Source organism: Microbispora triticiradicis, assembly GCF_005864065.1.
Taxonomy (GTDB): Bacteria; Actinomycetota; Actinomycetes; order Streptosporangiales; family Streptosporangiaceae; genus Microbispora; species Microbispora triticiradicis.
On sequence record NZ_VANP01000005.1, the window covers coordinates 467,810 to 485,946 of the forward strand.

14 protein-coding genes are annotated in these 18,137 nt (G+C 72.6%); 9 read left to right on the forward strand and 5 right to left on the reverse strand.

Annotated features, from left to right (window positions below):
- The first annotated feature begins 20 nt into the window (after positions 1 to 20).
- From FED44_RS16230 to FED44_RS16265, 8 genes are all read left to right on the forward strand, one after another.
- The gene (locus FED44_RS16230; RefSeq protein WP_138461170.1) at positions 21 to 572 is read left to right on the forward strand and encodes an isoprenylcysteine carboxyl methyltransferase family protein; all 552 of its coding nucleotides are present in this window, start codon (positions 21 to 23) and stop codon (positions 570 to 572) included.
- The gene (locus FED44_RS16235; RefSeq protein ID WP_138461171.1) at positions 569 to 1,630 is read left to right on the forward strand and encodes an NAD(P)/FAD-dependent oxidoreductase; all 1,062 of its coding nucleotides are present in this window, start codon (positions 569 to 571) and stop codon (positions 1,628 to 1,630) included. The genes FED44_RS16230 and FED44_RS16235 overlap by 4 nt, the downstream gene beginning before the upstream one ends.
- Before the next feature lie 241 nt (positions 1,631 to 1,871).
- Positions 1,872 to 2,585: a sensor histidine kinase gene (locus FED44_RS16240; RefSeq protein ID WP_138461172.1), complete on the forward strand. Its 714-nt coding sequence runs from the start codon at positions 1,872 to 1,874 to the stop codon at positions 2,583 to 2,585.
- A 279-nt stretch (positions 2,586 to 2,864) separates the two neighbouring features.
- On the forward strand, positions 2,865 to 5,474 hold the full coding sequence (gene lanKC / locus FED44_RS16245; RefSeq protein WP_138461173.1) for a class III lanthionine synthetase LanKC: 2,610 nt from the start codon (positions 2,865 to 2,867) through the stop codon (positions 5,472 to 5,474).
- 6 nt (positions 5,475 to 5,480) lie between these two features.
- Positions 5,481 to 5,606, forward strand: a complete 126-nt coding sequence (locus FED44_RS16250) for a SapB/AmfS family lanthipeptide (RefSeq protein WP_111698761.1) — start codon at positions 5,481 to 5,483, stop codon at positions 5,604 to 5,606.
- Positions 5,607 to 5,688: 82 nt separating this feature from the next.
- The gene (locus FED44_RS16255; RefSeq protein WP_111698776.1) at positions 5,689 to 5,820 is read left to right on the forward strand and encodes a SapB/AmfS family lanthipeptide; all 132 of its coding nucleotides are present in this window, start codon (positions 5,689 to 5,691) and stop codon (positions 5,818 to 5,820) included.
- Between the two features lie 88 nt (positions 5,821 to 5,908).
- Positions 5,909 to 7,648 carry an ABC transporter ATP-binding protein gene (locus FED44_RS16260; RefSeq protein ID WP_244301983.1) on the forward strand — a complete coding sequence of 580 codons (1,740 nt, stop codon included), beginning with the start codon at positions 5,909 to 5,911 and terminating at the stop codon, positions 7,646 to 7,648.
- Complete coding sequence (locus FED44_RS16265; RefSeq protein WP_138461175.1) at positions 7,645 to 9,405, forward strand: ATP-binding cassette domain-containing protein; 1,761 nt, start codon at positions 7,645 to 7,647, stop codon at positions 9,403 to 9,405. The genes FED44_RS16260 and FED44_RS16265 overlap by 4 nt, the downstream gene beginning before the upstream one ends.
- On the opposite strand, the gene FED44_RS16270 is transcribed toward FED44_RS16265, so the two are convergent.
- From FED44_RS16270 to FED44_RS16285, 4 genes are all read right to left on the reverse strand, one after another.
- Entirely contained in the window at positions 9,307 to 9,963 is a 657-nt protein-coding gene (locus FED44_RS16270) for a response regulator transcription factor (protein ID WP_111698755.1), read from the reverse strand. The genes FED44_RS16265 and FED44_RS16270 overlap by 99 nt on opposite strands.
- 210 nt (positions 9,964 to 10,173) lie before the next feature.
- Positions 10,174 to 11,130 (reverse strand): hypothetical protein, encoded by a 957-nt coding sequence (locus tag FED44_RS16275; protein ID WP_138461176.1) that lies wholly within the window; start codon positions 11,128 to 11,130, stop codon positions 10,174 to 10,176.
- A 177-nt stretch (positions 11,131 to 11,307) separates the two neighbouring features.
- Positions 11,308 to 12,270: a hypothetical protein gene (locus FED44_RS16280; protein WP_133305899.1), complete on the reverse strand. Its 963-nt coding sequence runs from the start codon at positions 12,268 to 12,270 to the stop codon at positions 11,308 to 11,310.
- 75 nt (positions 12,271 to 12,345) lie between these two features.
- Entirely contained in the window at positions 12,346 to 14,190 is a 1,845-nt protein-coding gene (locus FED44_RS16285; protein WP_138461177.1) for an AMP-dependent synthetase/ligase, read from the reverse strand.
- Positions 14,191 to 14,357: 167 nt separating this feature from the next.
- On the opposite strand from FED44_RS16285, the gene FED44_RS16290 reads away from it, so the two are divergent.
- A complete protein-coding gene (locus FED44_RS16290; protein ID WP_138461178.1) occupies positions 14,358 to 15,863 on the forward strand; it encodes a peptide MFS transporter in 1,506 nt (501 codons plus the stop codon).
- A 61-nt stretch (positions 15,864 to 15,924) separates the two neighbouring features.
- Here the strand turns inward: FED44_RS16290 and FED44_RS16295 are convergent, their stop codons facing one another.
- Positions 15,925 to 17,772: an HNH endonuclease signature motif containing protein gene (locus tag FED44_RS16295; protein ID WP_167521491.1), complete on the reverse strand. Its 1,848-nt coding sequence runs from the start codon at positions 17,770 to 17,772 to the stop codon at positions 15,925 to 15,927.
- Positions 17,773 to 18,137 lie beyond the last annotated feature (365 nt).

Sequence of the window (18,137 nt, forward strand, 5' to 3'; positions counted from 1 at the left end):
GGGAGGGATGGAGGGGACCGATGTCGCCCTGGTACGCGGTGCTCGTCGCGCTCGTCGGTGTGGAACGCCTCGCGGAGCTGTTCGTCGCGCGCCGCAACGCCCGCTGGAGCATGGGCCGCGGCGGGGTGCTGTACGGCGCCGGGCACTACCCCTGGATGGTCGCCCTGCACACCGGCCTGCTCGCCGGGTGCCTGCTGGAGGCGGCGCTGGCGGACCGGCCATTCGTCCCGGCCCTGGGCTGGCCGATGCTGGCGCTCGTCGTGGCCGCGCAGGCGCTGCGCTGGTGGTGTGTCACGAGCCTCGGCCCCCAGTGGAACACCCAGGTCATCGTCGTGCCGGGCCTGCCGCTCGTGACGCGGGGGCCGTACCGGTTCGGGTGGCTGCGTCACCCCAACTACGTCGCCGTGGCGGTGGAGGGCGCGGCCCTGCCGCTCGTGCACTCCGCGTGGCTGACCGCGCTGGCCTTCACCCTGCTCAACGTGCCGCTCATGGTCGTCCGCCTGCGGTGCGAGAACGCGGCCCTCGCGACCGCCGCCCCCGCCGCGCCCGGTTCCCTGCGGCCCGCCCGGTGATCGACGTGCTGGTGGCCGGGGGCGGGCCCGCGGGGCTGGCCACGGCCATCCACGCGGCGCTGGCCGGCCTGGAGACGGTCGTGGTCGAGCCGAGGGCCGTCCCGGTCGACAAGGCGTGCGGGGAGGGCCTGATGCCCACCGGCGTCGCCGCCCTCGCCGGCCTGGGCATCGACCCGGGGATCGCGCTGCCGGAGAGCAGGCCGTTCCTGGGCATCCGCTACGTCGACGGACGGCACCGGGTGCAGGCGGAGTTCCGGGACGGCGCCGGGCTCGGCGTGCGGCGCACCGCGCTGCACGCGGCCCTGGCCCGGCGCGCGCGGGAGGCCGGAGTCCAGGTGGTCTCCGGGCGGGTCGCCGGAGTGCGCGCCGGCGACGCCGACGTGCGCGCGCGGGTGCTGCCCTCCGTCGGGGTCCCCGACGGCTCCGGTCTGCGGGCGCGCTGGCTGGTCGCGGCGGACGGCCTGCACTCGCCGATCAGGGCGTCCCTCGGGCTGGACCTGCCCGATGGCGGCCCCCGCCGGTACGGCCTGCGCCGCCACTACCGGGTGGCGCCGTGGACCGACTTCGTGGAAGTGCACTGGGCGCCGGGCGGCGAGGCGTACGTCACGCCGGTGGGCGACGACCTCGTCGGCGTGGCCGTGCTGAGCGGCGAGCGGCGGGGATACCACGAGCACCTGGCGGCGTTCCCGGACCTGCTCGCCCGGCTGGACGGGCCGCCCGCCACCCCGGTGCGCGGAGCCGGGCCGCTGCGCCAGCGGGTCCGCCGGCGCGTGGCCGGGCGGGTCCTGCTCGTGGGCGACGCGGCGGGCTACGTGGACGCGCTCACCGGCGAGGGCCTCTCGCTCGCGCTGCTGTCGGCCCGCGCGCTGGTCGGCTGCCTGCGCGCGGGCCGCCCCGAGGAGTACGAGGCCGCCTGGCGGCGCCTGTCACGGCGGTCGCGGCTGCTCACCGCCACGCTGCTGGAGGCCCGGCGGCACCCCCCGGCGGCGCGGATGATCGTGCCGGCCGCCCGGCGGCTGCCCGTACTGTTCCGCGCGGCGGTCCGATCGCTCGCCTGAGCGACCCGTGAAAGCGGCCCAGGGGATGAATCCGGACATGGTCTAATTTATCCATGGCCGGAATTCACAGTTCGCGAACGCCCGTTTTTAGGGGCCGCCGCACAGCGTTATATCCCCCGACGTTAGAACTTACTTCGAGATGAACGAAGTGGCCATCTTTTGTGACAGGTATGCAAGGATATAGCGTATGTACCGAAAGGCGAGGCCGATGTTACGGCGAGGATGACTGGAGGGTCGTCACTTGCCTGACTTCGCGATACTCGCCCTGCTCACGCTGCTCGGCGCGCTCCCCATCGCCGCGCTGGCGGTCCTGGCCCTCCGGCTGCGCCGGCTGCGCGCCATGCAGGCCGAGGCCGTCCGCCAGGCCGCGGCCGAGGCCCGGGAGCAGTTCGGCCGGGACGTGCACGACCTCGTGAGCAGCCGGCTGTGGCTGGCCACACTGCGCAGCGAACTCGCCTACCGCCTCGCCGAGGACGACAACCCGCTGCGCCCCGCCCTCGCCGACGTGGTGCAGGCGATCCGCCAGGCCGCCGCGGACATCCGCAACGTGACCCGCTCGTTCCAGGACGTCTCACTGCCGTCGGAGCTGGCCAACGCGCGTGCCGTGCTCCGGGCGTACGGGACCGACTGCAAGATCGAGACCACCGACGCTGAGCTCTCGGACCAGATCAGCGCCACCCTCGCCATCATGGTGCGGGAGGCCGTGACCAACGTCGTGCGGCACAGCAGGGCGACCCTGTGCGTCATCGAGATCGCCCTGCGCGCCGGCACGGTGACGCTGACCGTGGCCAACGACGGCGTCGACCCCTCCGCTCCGTCCGGCACCGGCAGCGGCCTGGACAACCTCCGCACCCGCGCGGCCGCGCTCGACGGCGTCGTGGGAACGGTCCTCGACCCGGACGGCTGGTTCCGCCTGGTCGCCGAGATCCCCAGCAGGGGCGAAGGCCGCCGCTGACCGGTCGCCGGCCGACGGACCGCTCCGAAGGACTCCACGCTCGCGTCCGCCACCATGTCCGACATCATGTCCGCGCACTTGACCTGCCGGTTGACAGAGAACCTCACTGCCGGGCCTCACCAAGGCGTCCAAGCGACCGTGAAGAGCGTCACCCTATGACCCGTGACCGCGTCATGGTTTGTTATGTGCAGATTTCACATGGCGCAGTTGACGGGCGTAACTTGGCCCATCCCCGCAATTCCGGAATTCTTACTTGTGACCGGCCTAAGGGGACATCTGGTGATTAGTAAGTACGAGATTTACTGCCTCGCAGATCCCTTGTTCTACGACACGCTCGACAGCAAGCGCGCGGAGCACCCGGATTTCTCCGTGGCCGCGCGGCCCACCCCCGAGGGATGGGCGCATCTCGCGACCGGAACGTGGCTGCACTACGCGCCGGCCGGCGCCACGTTGCCGACCCAGGGATGGAAGATCCACATCTCCTCCTCCGTGCGGGAGGCGGAGCGGGTGATCGCGGCGGTGTGGGACTACTGCGTGCCCCGCGGGCTGGCCTTCAAGTTCCTGCGCGGCCGGCGCGTGATGACCATGCAGAACTCCAAGTACGCCTTCCGCGGGTCGAGCGGCAAGCTGGTCACCATCTACCCGGTCGACGAGGCCGAGCTCGAACTGACGCTCAAGGAACTGGCCGAGGTCCTCGACGGCGTCGAGGGCCCGTACATCCTCAGCGACCTGCGCTACGGCGACGGACCGCTCTACGTCCGGTACGGCGGGTTCGCCGAGCGTCACTGTCTCGACGAGAGCGGCGAGCAGGTCCTCGCGATCGAGAACGCCGACGGCGAGCTCGTCCCCGACGTGCGTGGCCCGGGGTTCTCCCTGCCCTCCTGGGTGCCCCTGCCGGCGTTCCTCGAACCCCACCTCGCCGCCCGCAACGCCGTGACCATGGAAGGCGTGCCGTACCAGGTCGACAGCGTGCTGCACTTCTCCAACGGCGGCGGCGTCTACCTCGCGCACGACACGCGCACCGGCGAGAAGGTGGTGCTGAAGGAGGCGCGTCCGCACGCCGGGCTCGACGTGGAGGGACGCGACGCGGTCACCCGCCTGCGGCACGAGGCCGAGATCATGGAGCGCCTCGCCGGGCTGGACTGCGTCCCCCGCCTGCACAGCCACTTCACGGTGGGCGAGCACCACTTCCTCGCGCAGGAGTACGTCGACGGCACCTCGCTCAGCCAGCTCATCGCGCAGAAGCACCCCCTCACGCGGGCCGACCGCACACCGGAGATGAACACGGACTACGCGGAGTGGGCCGTCACGATGCTCGCCAAGGTGCGGGCGGCGGTCTCGGCCCTGCACGAGCGCGGCGTGGTGTTCGGCGACCTGCACCCCTTCAACATCCTCGTCGAGGACGACCGGGTGGTGCTGATCGACTTCGAGGTCTCCTCGCCGGTCGAGGAGCGCAGGCGGCCCACGCTGGCCAACCCCGGCTTCGTCCCGCCGAGCGGCCTGGCCGGCGTCGAGGCCGACGAGTACGCCCTGGCCTGCCTGCACCTCGGGATATTCGCCCCGATGACCACCATGCTGCTGCAGCTCCACCGGCCCAAGGCCGCCCAGCTCGGCAGGCTGGTGAAGGAGACGTTCCCGGTGCCGCCCGAGCTGATCGACGGCGCGGTGGCGACGCTCCTCGGCCTCGAGACCGGCGTACGACCGGCCGAGCCGGAGCCGAGCCGGCTCTCCGAGGGCTGGCCCGCGCTCCGGGACGCCCTGGCGACGGCGATCCTCGCCTCGGCGACACCGGGGCGCGACGACCGGCTGTTCCCCGGCGACATCGTCCAGTTCGAGCCCGGCGGCGGCGTGAGCCTCGCGAACGGCGCGGCCGGCGTGCTCTACACGCTGGCCGCGACGGGGGCCGGGCGCTTCCCCGAGCACGAGGAGTGGCTGGTCAGGCGGGCGGCGGAGCCGGGCATCGGAATCGGCTTCTACAACGGGCTGCACGGCGTGGCGTACGCGCTGGAGGAGCTCGGGCGGCGCGCGGACGCGCTCGGCGTGGCCGAGCGGTGCCTGCGGGAGCCCTGGGAGGGGCTCGACCTCAGCCTCTACCGCGGCCTGTCCGGCGTCGCCCTCGCCCTGATGCACCTGCACGACGCGACCGGCGAGCCCGAGTTCCGCGAGCGGGCCGCGCGCGTCGTCGCCGCGGTGGCCGACCGGCTCGGCGGCCCGGACGACGTCCCCGAGATCAGCGGAGGCAGGTATCCGCACGCGGGGCTGATGTACGGCTCGTCGGGGCCCGCCCTGATGTTCCTGCACGCGTACGAGCGCACCGGCGACCCCGGTCTGCTCGACCTCGCGGCCACCGCACTGCGCCAGGACCTGCGCCGGTGCGTCGGCCGCGAGGACGGGCAGCTCCAGGTGCAGCAGGGCTGGCGGACCAACCCCTACCTGGACGAGGGGTCGGCCGGCATCGGCCTGGTGCTCGACCGCTACCTCGCGCACCGTGACGACGACGACTTCGCCGGGTCGCTGGCCGCCATCCGGTCGGTGCTGACCCTTCCGTACTACGTCCAGTCGGGGCTGTTCGCCGGCCGGGCGGGCATGATCGCCTGCCTGTCGTCCGGCTCGCGCCCCGACCCCGGGGCCGCCGAGGCGCAGATCGCCCGGCTGGCCTGGCAGGAGCTTCCGTACCAGGGCGGGCTGGCCTTCCCCGGCGCGCAGTTGCTCCGCCTGTCCATGGACTTCGCCACAGGGAGCGCCGGCGTGCTGTTCGCGCTCGGCACCGCGCTGCACGACGAGCCGGTCCGCCTCCCGTTCCTCGAGCCCCCCGGACGGTCACAGGCGCAGGCCCCCCTGCGCACCGCCGCCGGGTCGCATGTCCCGACCAGCACCGGAAGGAGGTGAATCGCAATGGCGCTCCTCGACCTTCAGACCCTCGAGACCCCCGGTGGTCACGGTGGCGGCGGCGGCAGCAACCTGAGCCTGCTCGCCTGCACCCCGCACGAGAACAGCAGCCTCAGCCTCATCTGCGGCTGACGGCTCCTCGCTCAACCCCACTTCCGGCACCGTGTTCCGGCACCGTGCCGGGTGAACCATCCAAAAAAGGGAGATGATCCACATGGCGCTTCTCGACCTGCAGACCCTCGAGGCCCCCACCGGTGGCGGCGGCGGTGGCACCCAGGGCAGCAACCTGAGCCTGCTGGGCTGCACCCCGCACGAGAACAGCAGCCTGAGCATCATCTGCGGCTGATAGCCGCGGCTGCTGGCGCATGAAGCGAAGGTCTGGGCGGTCGTCGCGGCCGCCCAGGCTTCCGCGTTTCGGGACTGGAGGACCCCTGGTGAGTTCTCGTTCGGCGGACCTGCTGATCGCGCGGGCCGTACGGCGCGGCGGGCCCTGGCTCGCGGTGCTGACGGCGACGGCGCTGACGGGCGCCGCCGCCGACCTGCTCGTCCCGGCGGCGCTCGGCCGAGCGCTCGACGCCGTCGTGCGGACCTCCCCCGACCTCCCGGAGACGGTCGCCGTCGCCGCGCTGCTGGCCGGGCTCGTCGTCGTGTGCGACGCGCTGGGCGTCCTCGCCGCGGGGGTGAGCGGCGCGCGGGCCGCCCAGTGGCTGCGCACCCGGGTCGTGACCCACACACTGTCGGCCGGGACCGGGATGACCCGGCATCTCGCCCCCGGGGAGATCGTCACCCGCGCCGGCGTGAACGTCGAGGAGGCGGGCCGGACCCCGGAGGCCGTCGTCACGGCCGCCACCCTGGTCATTCCGTCGGCCGGCAGCGTCGTCGCCCTCGCGCTGATCGACCCGTGGCTCGCGGTCACGCTGGTGGCCGGCCTGCTGCTGATCGTGGCCGTGCTGCGCGCGTTCATGCGGAAGACCACCGCGGCCTCCGGCGGTTACCAGGAGGCGCAGGGCCAGATCGCGGGCATGCTCGTCGGAGCGCTCGCCGGTGCCCGCACCATCAGCGCGGCCGGCACCGAGGACCGCGAGGCCGCACGGGTGCTGGCCCCGCTCCCCCGGCTGCGCGCCCAGGGCCTCGCGCTGTGGCGGCTGCAGGCGCGCGCCGGTGTGCAGGCCGCCGTCGTCGTCCCGCTCCTGGAGATCGCGGTGCTCGCCGTCGGCGGGCTCCGCCTGTCGGCGGGCGATCTCACCGTGGGCGAACTGCTCGCCGCCGCGCGCTACGTCGTGCTCGGCGCGGGCCTCGGATCGGCGCTGGGCTACGCCGCGCGCATCGCCCGCGCCCGGTCGGCCGCGCAGCGCCTGGAGCAGCTTTTCGCCGTGCCGCCCCCGGCGTACGGCTCCCGCCCGCTGCCGCCGGGCCCGGGCACCCTGGAACTACGTGACGTGACCGTACGGGCCGACGGGGTCCGGCTGCTCAGCGGGATCAGCTTCGTCGTGCCGGGAGGCACCTGCACGGCGGTGGTCGGCCGCTCCGGCTCGGGCAAGTCGTCGCTGGCCGCCGTCGCCGGACGGCTCGCCGACCCCGAGCAGGGCGTCGTGCTGCTGGACGGCGTGCCGCTCCGGGAGATCGGCAGGGAGCCGCTGCGGCGTGCGGTCGGGTACGCGTTCGAGCGCCCGGCCCTGTTCGGCCGCACCCTGGGCGAGGCCGTCGGCTTCGGGCTCCCGGCTCATGACGAGAACAATGACGAGAACACCGTGCCGCCGGATACGGTGCGGGCCGCCGCCGTCGCGGCCTGCGCCGACCCCTTCGTCCGCAGGCTGCCCCTCGGGTACGCCACCCCGGTCGAGGAGGCGCCGATGTCCGGGGGCGAGATCCAGCGGATCGGCCTCGCCCGCGCGTTCGCCCAGGCCGGGCGGGTGCTGATCCTCGACGACGCCATGTCGAGCCTCGACACGGTCACCGAGCGGCAGGTCGGGCGCGCGCTCACGGGCAGCCTGGCCGACCGCACCCGCCTGGTGGTGGCCCATCGGGTGACGACGGCCGCGCAGGCCGACCAGGTCGTGTGGCTGGAGGACGGGCGGGTCCGCGCGATCGGCACACACGAACGGCTGTGGGCCGATCCCGGCTACCGGGCCGTCTTCCAGGCACCCGTCTTCCAGGAACAGGAGGCGTCGTGAGGCGGCGGGTCCTCCTGGACGCGCTGTGGCGCGAGCCGTCCCGGCTGCTGTGGCTGGCCTGCTGGTCGGTGGCCGAGGCCCTGCCCTCGCTCACCGGGGGATACGCAGTCGCGCGCGCGGTGGACGACGGGTTCGCGGCCGGCCGGCCGGGCGTCGGGTTCGCCTGGTTGGGGGTCCTGGCCGCCGCGTGGGCGGTGGCCGCGGTGTCCGCCCGGCAGGTGCTGCTGCTGATCGCCGGGATCGTCGAGCCGTTCCGCGACGACCTGCTGAGGCGGGTGGTGACCGGGGCGCTGCGGGCCGGGCGGGGCGGCGACAGCGCGGCCGTCGCCCGGATGAACCACCAGGTCGAGCTGGCCAGGGACGCCTTCGGCGCCATCATCACGGTGGTCAGGTCGTTCGTGTTCACGCTGGTCAGCGTGGCGGTGGGGCTGTCGACCCTGGCGCCCGCCGTGGTGCCGCTCGTGCTGCCCCCGGTGGCCCTCGGGCTGGGCCTGTTCCTCGTCTCCCTGCCCTCGCTCGCGCGGCGGCAGCGGGAGTTCATCGTGGCCGACGAGCGTACGGCGGCCGCCGTGGCCGCGATGGCGAGCGGACTGCGGGACGTGACCGCCTGCGGCGGGGAGGAGCGGGTCGCGGCCGAGGTCGGGCAGGCGGTGACCCGGCAGGCCGCGTCCGCGCGGGCGCTCGCCCGGGTGACCGCGACGCGGACGCTGTCGCTGGCCGTGGGAGCGTGGCTGCCGGTCGTGCTGCTGCTCGCGGGCGCGCCCTGGCTCGTCCGCCAGGGGATCACCGGCGGGGTGATCCTCGGCACGCTGACCTACGTCATGCAGTCACTCGCCCCCGCGCTGGGCGGCCTGGTGCAGGGCCTCGGCGTCAGCGGCGTACGCCTCGCCGTCACGCTGGAGCGCATCCTGCACGTGCCCGGCCCGCCGGTGGCGCACGGTGACACAGAGCCGGACAGTGCCCGCCTGGTGCTCCGGGGCGTCCGGTTCGCGTACGGCACCGCCGATCAGAAGGCCCCCGAGCCGGTGATCGACGGCCTGGATCTCGACGTGCCGGAGGGCGACCACCTGGCCGTCGTCGGCCCGAGCGGGATCGGCAAATCCACGCTGGCCGCGCTGGTCGCCGGCCTGCTCACGCCGGACGAGGGCGAGGTCCTCGTCGGCGGCGTCCCGGCCGCGCGGGTGCTCCCGGCAGCCCGCGCGCTGATCCCCCAGGAGGCGTACGTCTTCCCCGGCACCCTGGCCGAGAACCTGACCTATCTCGCACCCGGCGCGACACCGGAGCGGGTGGACGAGGTGGTGACGGCGTTCGGGCTCACAGACCTCGCGCAGCGCTGCGCGGGCGGCCCGCTCGACCCGGCCGAGCTGTCGGCGGGCGAACGGCAGCTCATCGCGCTGGCCAGGACCTATCTGTCCCCCGCCCGGCTGGTCGTGCTCGACGAGTCGACCTGTCACCTAGACCCGGCGGCGGAGGCGCGGGCGGAGGCCGCGTTCGCGGCGCGCGGCGGGACGCTGGTCGTGGTGGCCCACCGCATCTCGTCGGCCCTGCGCGCCAAGCGGGTGCTCGTCATGGACGGCACCCGGGTCGGGCTCGGCTCCCACGAGGAGATGGTGGCCGCGTCACCGCTGTACGCCGACCTCGTGGGGCACTGGACCGGCCTACCGGCGGGAGCGGTAGCGGAGGATGCCGATGTCGCGTCCGGCCGACGGCCAGAGCCAGCCGCACTCGGAGGCGATCTGAATCGCCTCGACGCGTGAGCGGGCCCCCACCTTGCCGAGGATGCGGGACAGGTAGTTGCGTACCGTGCCCTGTGACAGGGACAGGCGGTCGGCGATCTCGCAGACGGTGGCCCCCGCGGCGGCGGTCTCCAGGACATCCAGCTCGCGGGCGGTCAGCGGGTTGGCGTCGGCGTCGAGCGCCGCGACGGCCAGCTCGGGGTCGATGACCCGCTCGCCCGCGGCCACCCGGCGGATGCAGTCGACGAGGTGGGCCGGAGAGGCGTCCTTCACGACGTAGCCGCGCACATTGGCGTCCAGCGCCTTGCGCAGGGCCGTGGGCGTGCCGAGCCCGGTGAGCACGACGGTCTTGCAGGAGGGTAATCGGCGGTGCAGCTCGGCCGCCGCGGTGAGGCCGTCGACGCCGGGCATGCCGATGTCGAGCACGGCGACGTCGGGGCGCCGCAGACAGCCCAGCCGCACGATGTCCTCGCCCTTGTCCGCCTCGGCCACGACCTCCAGGTCGTCCTCGCTCGACAGCAGTGCGACCAGCGCCTTGCGGATGAGGTGCATGTCCTCGGCGAGCATCAGTCGGATCAACCCAGACTCCCTACCACGCGACGCGAGCGGGTGCTCGCCCTGTGTGACCGCGATCTCACCACTATGACCGCCGGACGTGAGCACAGGGACCTCTCTACCCGAACTGTCATCGTTAATCTGCGGATGAGTCAGGAAAAAGCCGGACGCCTGGCCTCCTAGGGGGGCCAGGCGTCCGTGAACTGCTGATATGTTCGTTTTCTGGGGTGTTACTTAGTGGTGCCGGATCACCTTGACATAGTCGGTGGCCTCGGAACCCTTGAGACGGCGGGTGCCGTCGAAGCGCACGCCCCAGGTGCCCGACTGGTAGGCCCGCACCCGGGTGGCGAAGTCGCCGTCGCCGTCGGTCCTGATGGTGTCCACGTACCGCCACTTGCGGGAGCCCGCGGGCAGGAAGTAGACGCCGACCTCCTGGGAGCCCAGCCAGTGCCAGTCGTGCCAGTAGTCACGGCTGTCGTAGCAGTCGTCGTGCCCGCCGCGATGGCCGGTGTAGCCGTTCCAGCCGAAGTACCAGTCGGAGTAGCACTGCGCGACCTGCAGCTCACCCTTGAGGGTCAGCGCACGGCCCTTGCGGACCGGCTCGGGCGTGGCGTCGAAGCCGACGATGCGGGTCGCCTTGGGGCCGGACGGACGCGGCGCGTGCCACTCCTTGCGCTTGACCCTGAAGGAGCGCTCCGCGGTGAGCGTCCGGCCGTCGAGGCCCTCGGCCTCGATCCGCACCCTGTAGACGCCCTCCCGGTCGTGCCTGTCGAAGCTCCACGACTGGGAGAAGGTGTCGAAGGACGGGCCGTCGTGCGGGCCGCCGCTCTTACGCTTGCCCCACCACGGGCCGTCGTGGCCACCGTGGCCGCCGCCGTGCCCGCGGGACCCGGACAGGGTGAAGGTGACCTTCCTGACGTCCTTGGTCCTGACCGAGGCGGAGACCGTGGCGGAGCCACGCCCGCCCACGACGACCACGTCCGGGTTGACGCCGAACCACAGGATTCGCGCTTCGGGCACGTACGGGCGCCGGCCGTCCGCGGTCGGGGTGGGTGTGGGGGTCGGCGTCGGTGTGGCCGACGGTGTGGGCGTCGGCGTGGATGTGACCGGGTCCGCGTGAGCGGGCGCGGTCGCGAGCGCCGTGGCGCCCATGGCGATCACTGCCAGGGCGGTAGCAGCTCGTTTCACCATGAGGGTGTGTCCTCTCCCCGTGTTCAAACGCGCCCCCGGGTTGGGGCGCGCCAACGTCATAGACGCTAAAAGGAAAAGGAAAGTTGCCAGGTTTCTCAGGGTAAACTGTAACGAGTCTGTAACTGTCCCTTATATGCCACTTCTGTGCTTTCTATGGCATTAAAGGGTGTTTTATGCCTAGCGCTCGGAGCTAACATCGGCGGCGTAGCGGGGCGATCCCGCGTACTCGGCGCGCCAGGCGCCCTGGCCGTCCTCCCGCGTCCGGGCGCTGAACCAGCCGTCCCTCCGGGTGACCGCCTCGCCCACGGGCCGCCACTCCGACGACCCGGCGGGCCTGAAGGAGATCCTCACCCGCTGTCCGGGGAAGGGCCGGTAGTCGACCCGCCCGCCCGGGTCGACGCGCAGCAGCGTCCCCGTGACCCGGGTGTCGTCCCCGCCCCGGCCACGGGCGACCTTGAGCCCCTCGATCTCGGTCGCGCGCCGCAGATGGAACACCGCCCGCGCGACGGCCGTCCCGCCCCGGGCGTCCACGGCGGTCGCGGTGACCGTCCAGGGCCCGCTCGGGTACCACCGCGACAGGGGCCGGTCGGGCAGGAAGCGCCACGTCTCCCATCCCCCGGTCGCGCTGTCTCCTCCGGCCGCGCTGTCTCCTCCGGCCGGGACCGGCCCGGCGGCCCGCCCGTGCCTGGCCGCGCCGACGATGCCGGGCACCGCGGTGGCCAGGCCGCTCAGCCCCGGCATCGGCACGGCGTCACCGAACGGCGGTGGGGGGCCGTCGCCCGGATCGTCCTCCCCTCCGGGCTCTCCTTTACCAGGCCCCCCTGCACCGGGCTCTTCTCCACCCGGCCCCTCCCCGCCTGCGCCCTCCCCTCCCGGTTCCTCCCCAGGGGCGGAGGGGGCGCGGCCGGGTTCGAGGACGACCGAGACGCGGTTCGCGCCGCGCGCCACCACGTCGACGACCAGCCGTACCGATCCGGCCGGCCCGACGACGGGGTCGGACGGCCGCACCACGACCGAGCGGATCGCCGTCCCACCGGCGGCGGGCACGGGAGCGGGCACCGTGGCCGGAGATGACGCGACGAGAGATGACCCGGCGAGGGAGGACGCGACGAGTGCGGGCACGAGAAGAGGCGTCGTCATGCCCCGAGACCGTACGCACGCCCGGCACGCGTCCCGCCCCCGACACTCTCCCGGGCCGGTAAAACTTCCCCAGGCTCAGCCGGCCGCGTACAGTTCCTCGATCACGTCGGCGTACCTGGCGTGCACGACGCGGCGCTTGAGCTTGAGGCTCGGGGTGAGCTCCTCGGTCTCGGCCGTCCACTCGACCGGCAGCAGCCGCCACCGCTTGACCTGCTGCACCCGGGCGAGCTTGCGGTTGGCGGCCTCCACCGCAGCCTCGATCTCCTTGAGCAGGTCCGGATGCCCGGCCAGGGCGGCCAGCGACTCGAAGGCGATGCCGCGGGCCCGCGCCCACTCGGGCGCGACCTCCGCGTCGAGCGTGAGGATCGCCACGGGGTACGGCCGCCCGTCGCCGTACGCGAGGGCCTGCCCGATGAGCGGGTGCTCCTTCAGGTGGCCCTCGATCACGGCCGGGGACACGTTCTCCCCTCCGGAGGTGATGAACAGTTCCTTCTTGCGGTCGACGATGCGGACGAACCCGTCCTCGTCGATCGATCCGACGTCGCCCGTGTGCAGCCAGCCGTCGGCGTCCAGCAGTTCGGCGGTCGCCTCGGGCAGGCCCAGGTAGCCCCGGGTGTTGAGCGGGCTGCGGGTGAGGATCTCGCCGTCCGCCGCCACCCGCACCTCGACGCCGGGCTCGGCCCGTCCGACCGTGCCGAGCCGGAAGACCTCCGGGCTGTTGACCGTGAAGGCGCCCGTCGTCTCGGTCATGCCGTAGACGTCGATGACCTTCAGTCCCAGGCCGGCGAAGAAGCGCTGCACCTCGGGCGGCATCGGCGCGGCGGCGGTGGCGCACCAAAGGGCCCGGTCGAGCCCGATCAGGCCGCGGATCACCGACAGCAGTGCGGCGTCCGCCCGCTCGTACGCCTCCCGCACCTCCGGCGAGACCGTGTGGCCGTACTGCTGCCCCTCGATGTAGGCGAGCCCGGCGGCCATCGCGGCGCGGACGTTCTCCTGCTGGTCGGCGGGCTGCGCGGCCAGGAGCGCCTGCAGCCGGGCGGCCATCTTCTCCCAGACGCGGGGCACGCCGAAGAACAGCACCGGGCGCACCTGGCCCAGCGCCGTGGCGAGGGCGGCCAGGTCAGTGCAGAAGTACACGTGGTTGAGCTTGAACAGCGGCAGGTACAGGCTGAGCGCCCGCTCGGCGATGTGGGCATAGGTGAGATAGGAGATCTGCGTCCCCCGCTCGGGCAGGTCGATCATCCGCTGCGTCGCCGCGATCTCGAAGAGCACGTTCGCGTGCGTGAGCGGGACACCCTTGGGCATGCCGGTCGTGCCGGAGGTGTACAGCACGCTGAGGACGTCGTCCGGGGTCACCTCCCGCCAGCGCCGCTCGGCCGCCTCCGGGTCGGCGGCGTACGCTCGCGCGCCGAGCACCAGGAAGTCCTCCCAGCTCAGGAAACGCTCGTCGCCTTCGGGGGCGCCCTCCAGCATGATGATCCTGGTCAGTTCGGGCAGCTCCCCGAGCACGGGCTCCCAGCGGGCCAGGTCGCCGGGGCCGCCGAGCACCGCTACCCGGGCCCCGACGTCACGGGCGACGTACGCGACCTGCTCGGGGGCGAAGGTCGCGTAGATGGAGCAGGAGACGGCGCCCGCGTGGACGGCGCCGAGGTCGGCCAGCACATGCTCGCTCCGGTTGACCAGCATCAGCGCGACCGCCTCCCCCGGCCGCAGGCCGAGCACGGCATAGCCGGCGGCGATCTCCAGCACGCGCCGCCGTGCCTCGGCGTACGTCAGCGTGCGCCAGCCTCCGGCGCCGTCGGGATCGGAGTAGGCGGGCGCGTCCGGGTTCTCCTCCGCGGCCCATCTGAACTGTTCGCAGAGGGTCCTGTCCGCGATCTCGTGCTCGATCGCGGCCCGCTCCTCGAGAACGCCGGCCATCGTGCCTCCCAACGGGTATGTCGCACGCGTGGCCTGCATCGCACCACAGGGGATCACCGAGGACAAGACTCCGTGGGCGGGGAGCACAAGAATGCGTCATCTCAAACGGACAAACAGGACATAAGTGCATATAAAGTACTGAGATGATGCGTGATCGGGGGGTACGCATGGCATCCGGACGACCTGGGCCGCCTGCCGGGGAGCGACCGTTCTTCGGCCACCCGCGAGGGCTGGCCACGCTGTTCGGCACGGAGATGTGGGAGCGCTTCAGCTACTACGGCATGCGCGCCGTGCTCGTGCTGTTCCTGACGGCGCCCGCCACCCGCGGCGGCATGGGCCTGCCGGAGACGACCGCCGTGGGCGTCTACGGCGTGTACGTCGCCTCGGTGTACCTGCTGGCCGTCGTGGGCGGCTGGCTGGCCGACCGGCTGCTCGGGGCGCGCAGGACCGTACTGGTCGGCGCGTCGGTGATCATGGGTGGCCACCTGAGCATGGCGATGCCCATGGGCGGCGGATTCGTCTGGCTCGGCCTCGTGCTCATCGCGCTGGGCAGCGGCCTGCTCAAGCCGAACATGGCGGCGCTGGTGGGTGAGTTGTACCGGCACGAGGACGACGCCCGGCGCGACTCCGGCTACACGATCTTCTACATGGGCGTGAACCTGGGCGCGTTCCTCGGCATCATGATCGTGCCCTGGCTGCAGACCGGCGGCCGCTGGCACCTCGCCTTCGGCGCGGCGGCGATCGGCATGCTCTTCGGCCTCGTGCAGTACGTACGGGGCAGGGCGACCCTCTGCGGCGCCGGCGAGGAACCCGACCACCGGCTCACGCCCGCCGAGGAACACCGCTTCAAGGTCGTCGCCGGGCTCTGCCTCGCCGTCGCCGCGGGCGGGCTCGCCCTGTGGGCGGTCAGCGGGACGCTCACCGTCGACCGCTTCGCCCTCGTGCTCACGGTCGTGACGGCCGCCGTGCCGATCGCGTACTTCGCCTTCCTGTTCTCGTCCCACGAGGTCACCGCGGAGGAGCGCAGAGGGCTGTTCGCGTACGTGTGGCTGTTCCTCGCCGCGGCGATCTTCTGGCTCGTCTACGACCAGGCCGGAAGCTCGCTGCTGCTGTTCGCCAAGAAGGACACGAACCTCGACGTGTTCGGCTTCACGATCCCCCCGGGCTGGGTGGGGAACATCAACTCCCTCGCGATCATCGTGCTCGCCCCGCTGTTCGCCGAGATGTTCCTCAAGGCCGGCACCCGGATCAGCACGCCGCTCAAGTTCGCGATCGGCCTGGTGATCGTCGGGCTGAGCTTCGTCGTGATGTCCGTCGCGGCGGGCGTCGCCTCGGACGGGGTAAAGGTCTCGATCATGTGGCTGTTGTCGGTCTACCTCATCCAGACCATCGCCGAGCTGTTCCTCAGCCCGGCCGGGCTGTCGGCCACCAACAAGCTCGCCCCCCGGGCCTTCGAGAACCAGCTCATGGGCGTGTGGTACCTGGCGATGGCGCTCGGCGACTCCGTCGGGGGCCAGACCTACCGGCTGACCACGGTCGTGTCCATGCCCGTGTACTACCTGGTCCTCGCGCTCGCCGCGGTCGCCGCGGGCCTCCTCATGCTGCTGTTCGTCCGCAGGCTCCGCCTCCTCATGGCCGAACACCACCTGCCACCCGTGCCCGCCTCGTCCTGACCGCCGCCGCCCCGGCCCCTCACATCACGATGAGCGCAAGCCCTCTGGATCCAGCGCGCGCCTACACCCGCAGTCGGGCAGTGCGGGGGTTGCGGTAGGTGAAGGCCCAGCGGTCGGCTCCGATCTTGCGGCGGGTGTAGCGGTTCGGGTGGCGGTAGCGGTCGCGGTTGTGGAACTGGCACGCCGGTCCCAGCAGTCTGAGGTCGGTCAGCCCGCCGCTGCACCAGTCCTCGGCGTGGTCGATCTGGCACATGGTGGCGGGCAGCGGGCAGCCGTCCACCCAGCAGGTCGCATACCGGGCGAAGACCGCCCGCCGCTGCGCCGGGGTCGCCAACCGCACCTTGCGGCCCATGTCCAGCACCTGCCCACCGGCATCCATCACGATCCGCACCAAAGTGCTGGTACGGGCCAGCCGATGCACGCCGGCAACAGGCAGCAGATGCCCGGTCGCCAGGATCAACCCCGGCAACCCCCGCAACCACACCCCCGGCGGCGGACTGTTCACCCCCACCCCCGCCCAGGCACCGCCACCCGTCCACGGCGGAGCAGCAGACTCCGCTTCCGGAGGGCCGTCGCACTCCCCACGCGGCGGGGTGCTGCGTTCCGCTCCCAGCCAGGCATCGGGTCCCGCTTCCGGCGGAGCGTCGGCTCCCGCCCCCGGCATCCAGCGCGGCGTCTCATCCGGCTTAGAGGCATGCCAGTAGTCCTCCGCTGGGCAGTCACCGGCGGGGCGGCCCTCAGCGTTGTCATGGGCGTCGGCGTCCTCAGGCGGCGGATCAGAGGCGGAGTCGGCGGCACAGGGCTCGCCGGTGGCGCCGGTCGCGCCGATACAGGTCGCCTCTGCGCAGTTCGCGCCCGCACAGGTCGCATCGGTGCGGGTCGCACAGGCCCCGGAGCCGCAGTCCGCAGCGGCGCAGGCATCAGGGCCGGGAACGGGGTCGTCGCCTGAGCCGGGCTCAGGGCCGGGGTCGGTGCCTGAAGGGTCGGGATCAGGACCAGGGCCTGGGTAGGTGCCGGAGTCGGGGCCAGGGCTGTCGCTCGGGTCGGCGTCTGAGGGGTCGCTGGTGGGGTGGTCGGCAGAGGGGTCAGCTGTGGGGTCGTCTGAGGGGTCGGCTGTGGGATCACCTGAGGGGGTGGTGCCTGCGGGCTCGCGTGAGGGTTCGCCGGCTGGGGGGTCGTCGGGCAGGGATTCGGCGTTGACCAGCACCAGGAGCTCGGTTGCGATCTTGTTCTCCAGGAACGCGATGAACGCATCGGCGTTCCGCACACTCGGGGTGCGGTCGTCGCCCTCGGCCTTGGGCTTGGCGTAGACGTCCAGCAGGTGCTGCAACCGCGCGGCCGCCTCGACCGGGAGGTAGAACTCTCCCTCCAGCCCGCCGTTCCGGCGCCGCCACACCCGGAAGAACCGGCGGTCGAAATCGGCCTGCTCATCCTGCTCGTGCCCGTCGGGGTCCAGCACCGCCCGCAGATACCGCCCCGCCTTTGCCACCTCAACCGCACCCGCCGAACCTGCCAACTCCAGCAAAATCCCCTCAGCGGTGATCGCCTGCTCGTCGGTCAACCCCGCAGTGGCCGTGCAGATCGCCTCCACGATCCCCTCCGCCAGGCTGCCCACCGCGAACCGCTCACGCACCCGCGACAGACGACCCAACTCCACGCCCATCGTCACCAACCGACCGGCCCCGAGGATGGTCATCCCGCCGACGGATCGCAGCCACAACCTGGTGGAGGCATGCCCGTGGTTCTTCGCCTCTCCGGCCCGATGCACCCGGCCCACCCGGGCGGCCAACGCCGAGGTGATGCGGTCCCGTGCCGCCAGCAACTCCTCCGCCTCGGCCAGACACACCTGCGCCGACTCAGGCACCGACACCAGCGCCACCGCCCGGGCCGCCTCACCAACAGCCGCCACCGCCACCCACGACGACCCACCAGCACCAGAAGCATCCCGGTCTGGGCCCGCACCGCTCCGGCCGGCGCCCTCGGCACCGCCAGACACGCCACCGGACTCACCACCAGAAGCACCAGTGGGATCACCGCTGGCGGCAGACCCGATGCCGTCAGGAGAAGCACCGTCTGGGGAGACACCACGCGCGTTCTCATCGTGGGTGGATTCGGCACCAGACGTGGCACCCCCACGAGTCGTGAATGGACGAGCGGGCCCCGGCGATTCCGCCGAGTCGTCGAACCGACTCGCATGCTTCCGCGCCACAGGGTCGACAATCGGCACATATTCGCGGGCGAGTGAATCCTCGGTGGACCACAGGGGCGAGCGGG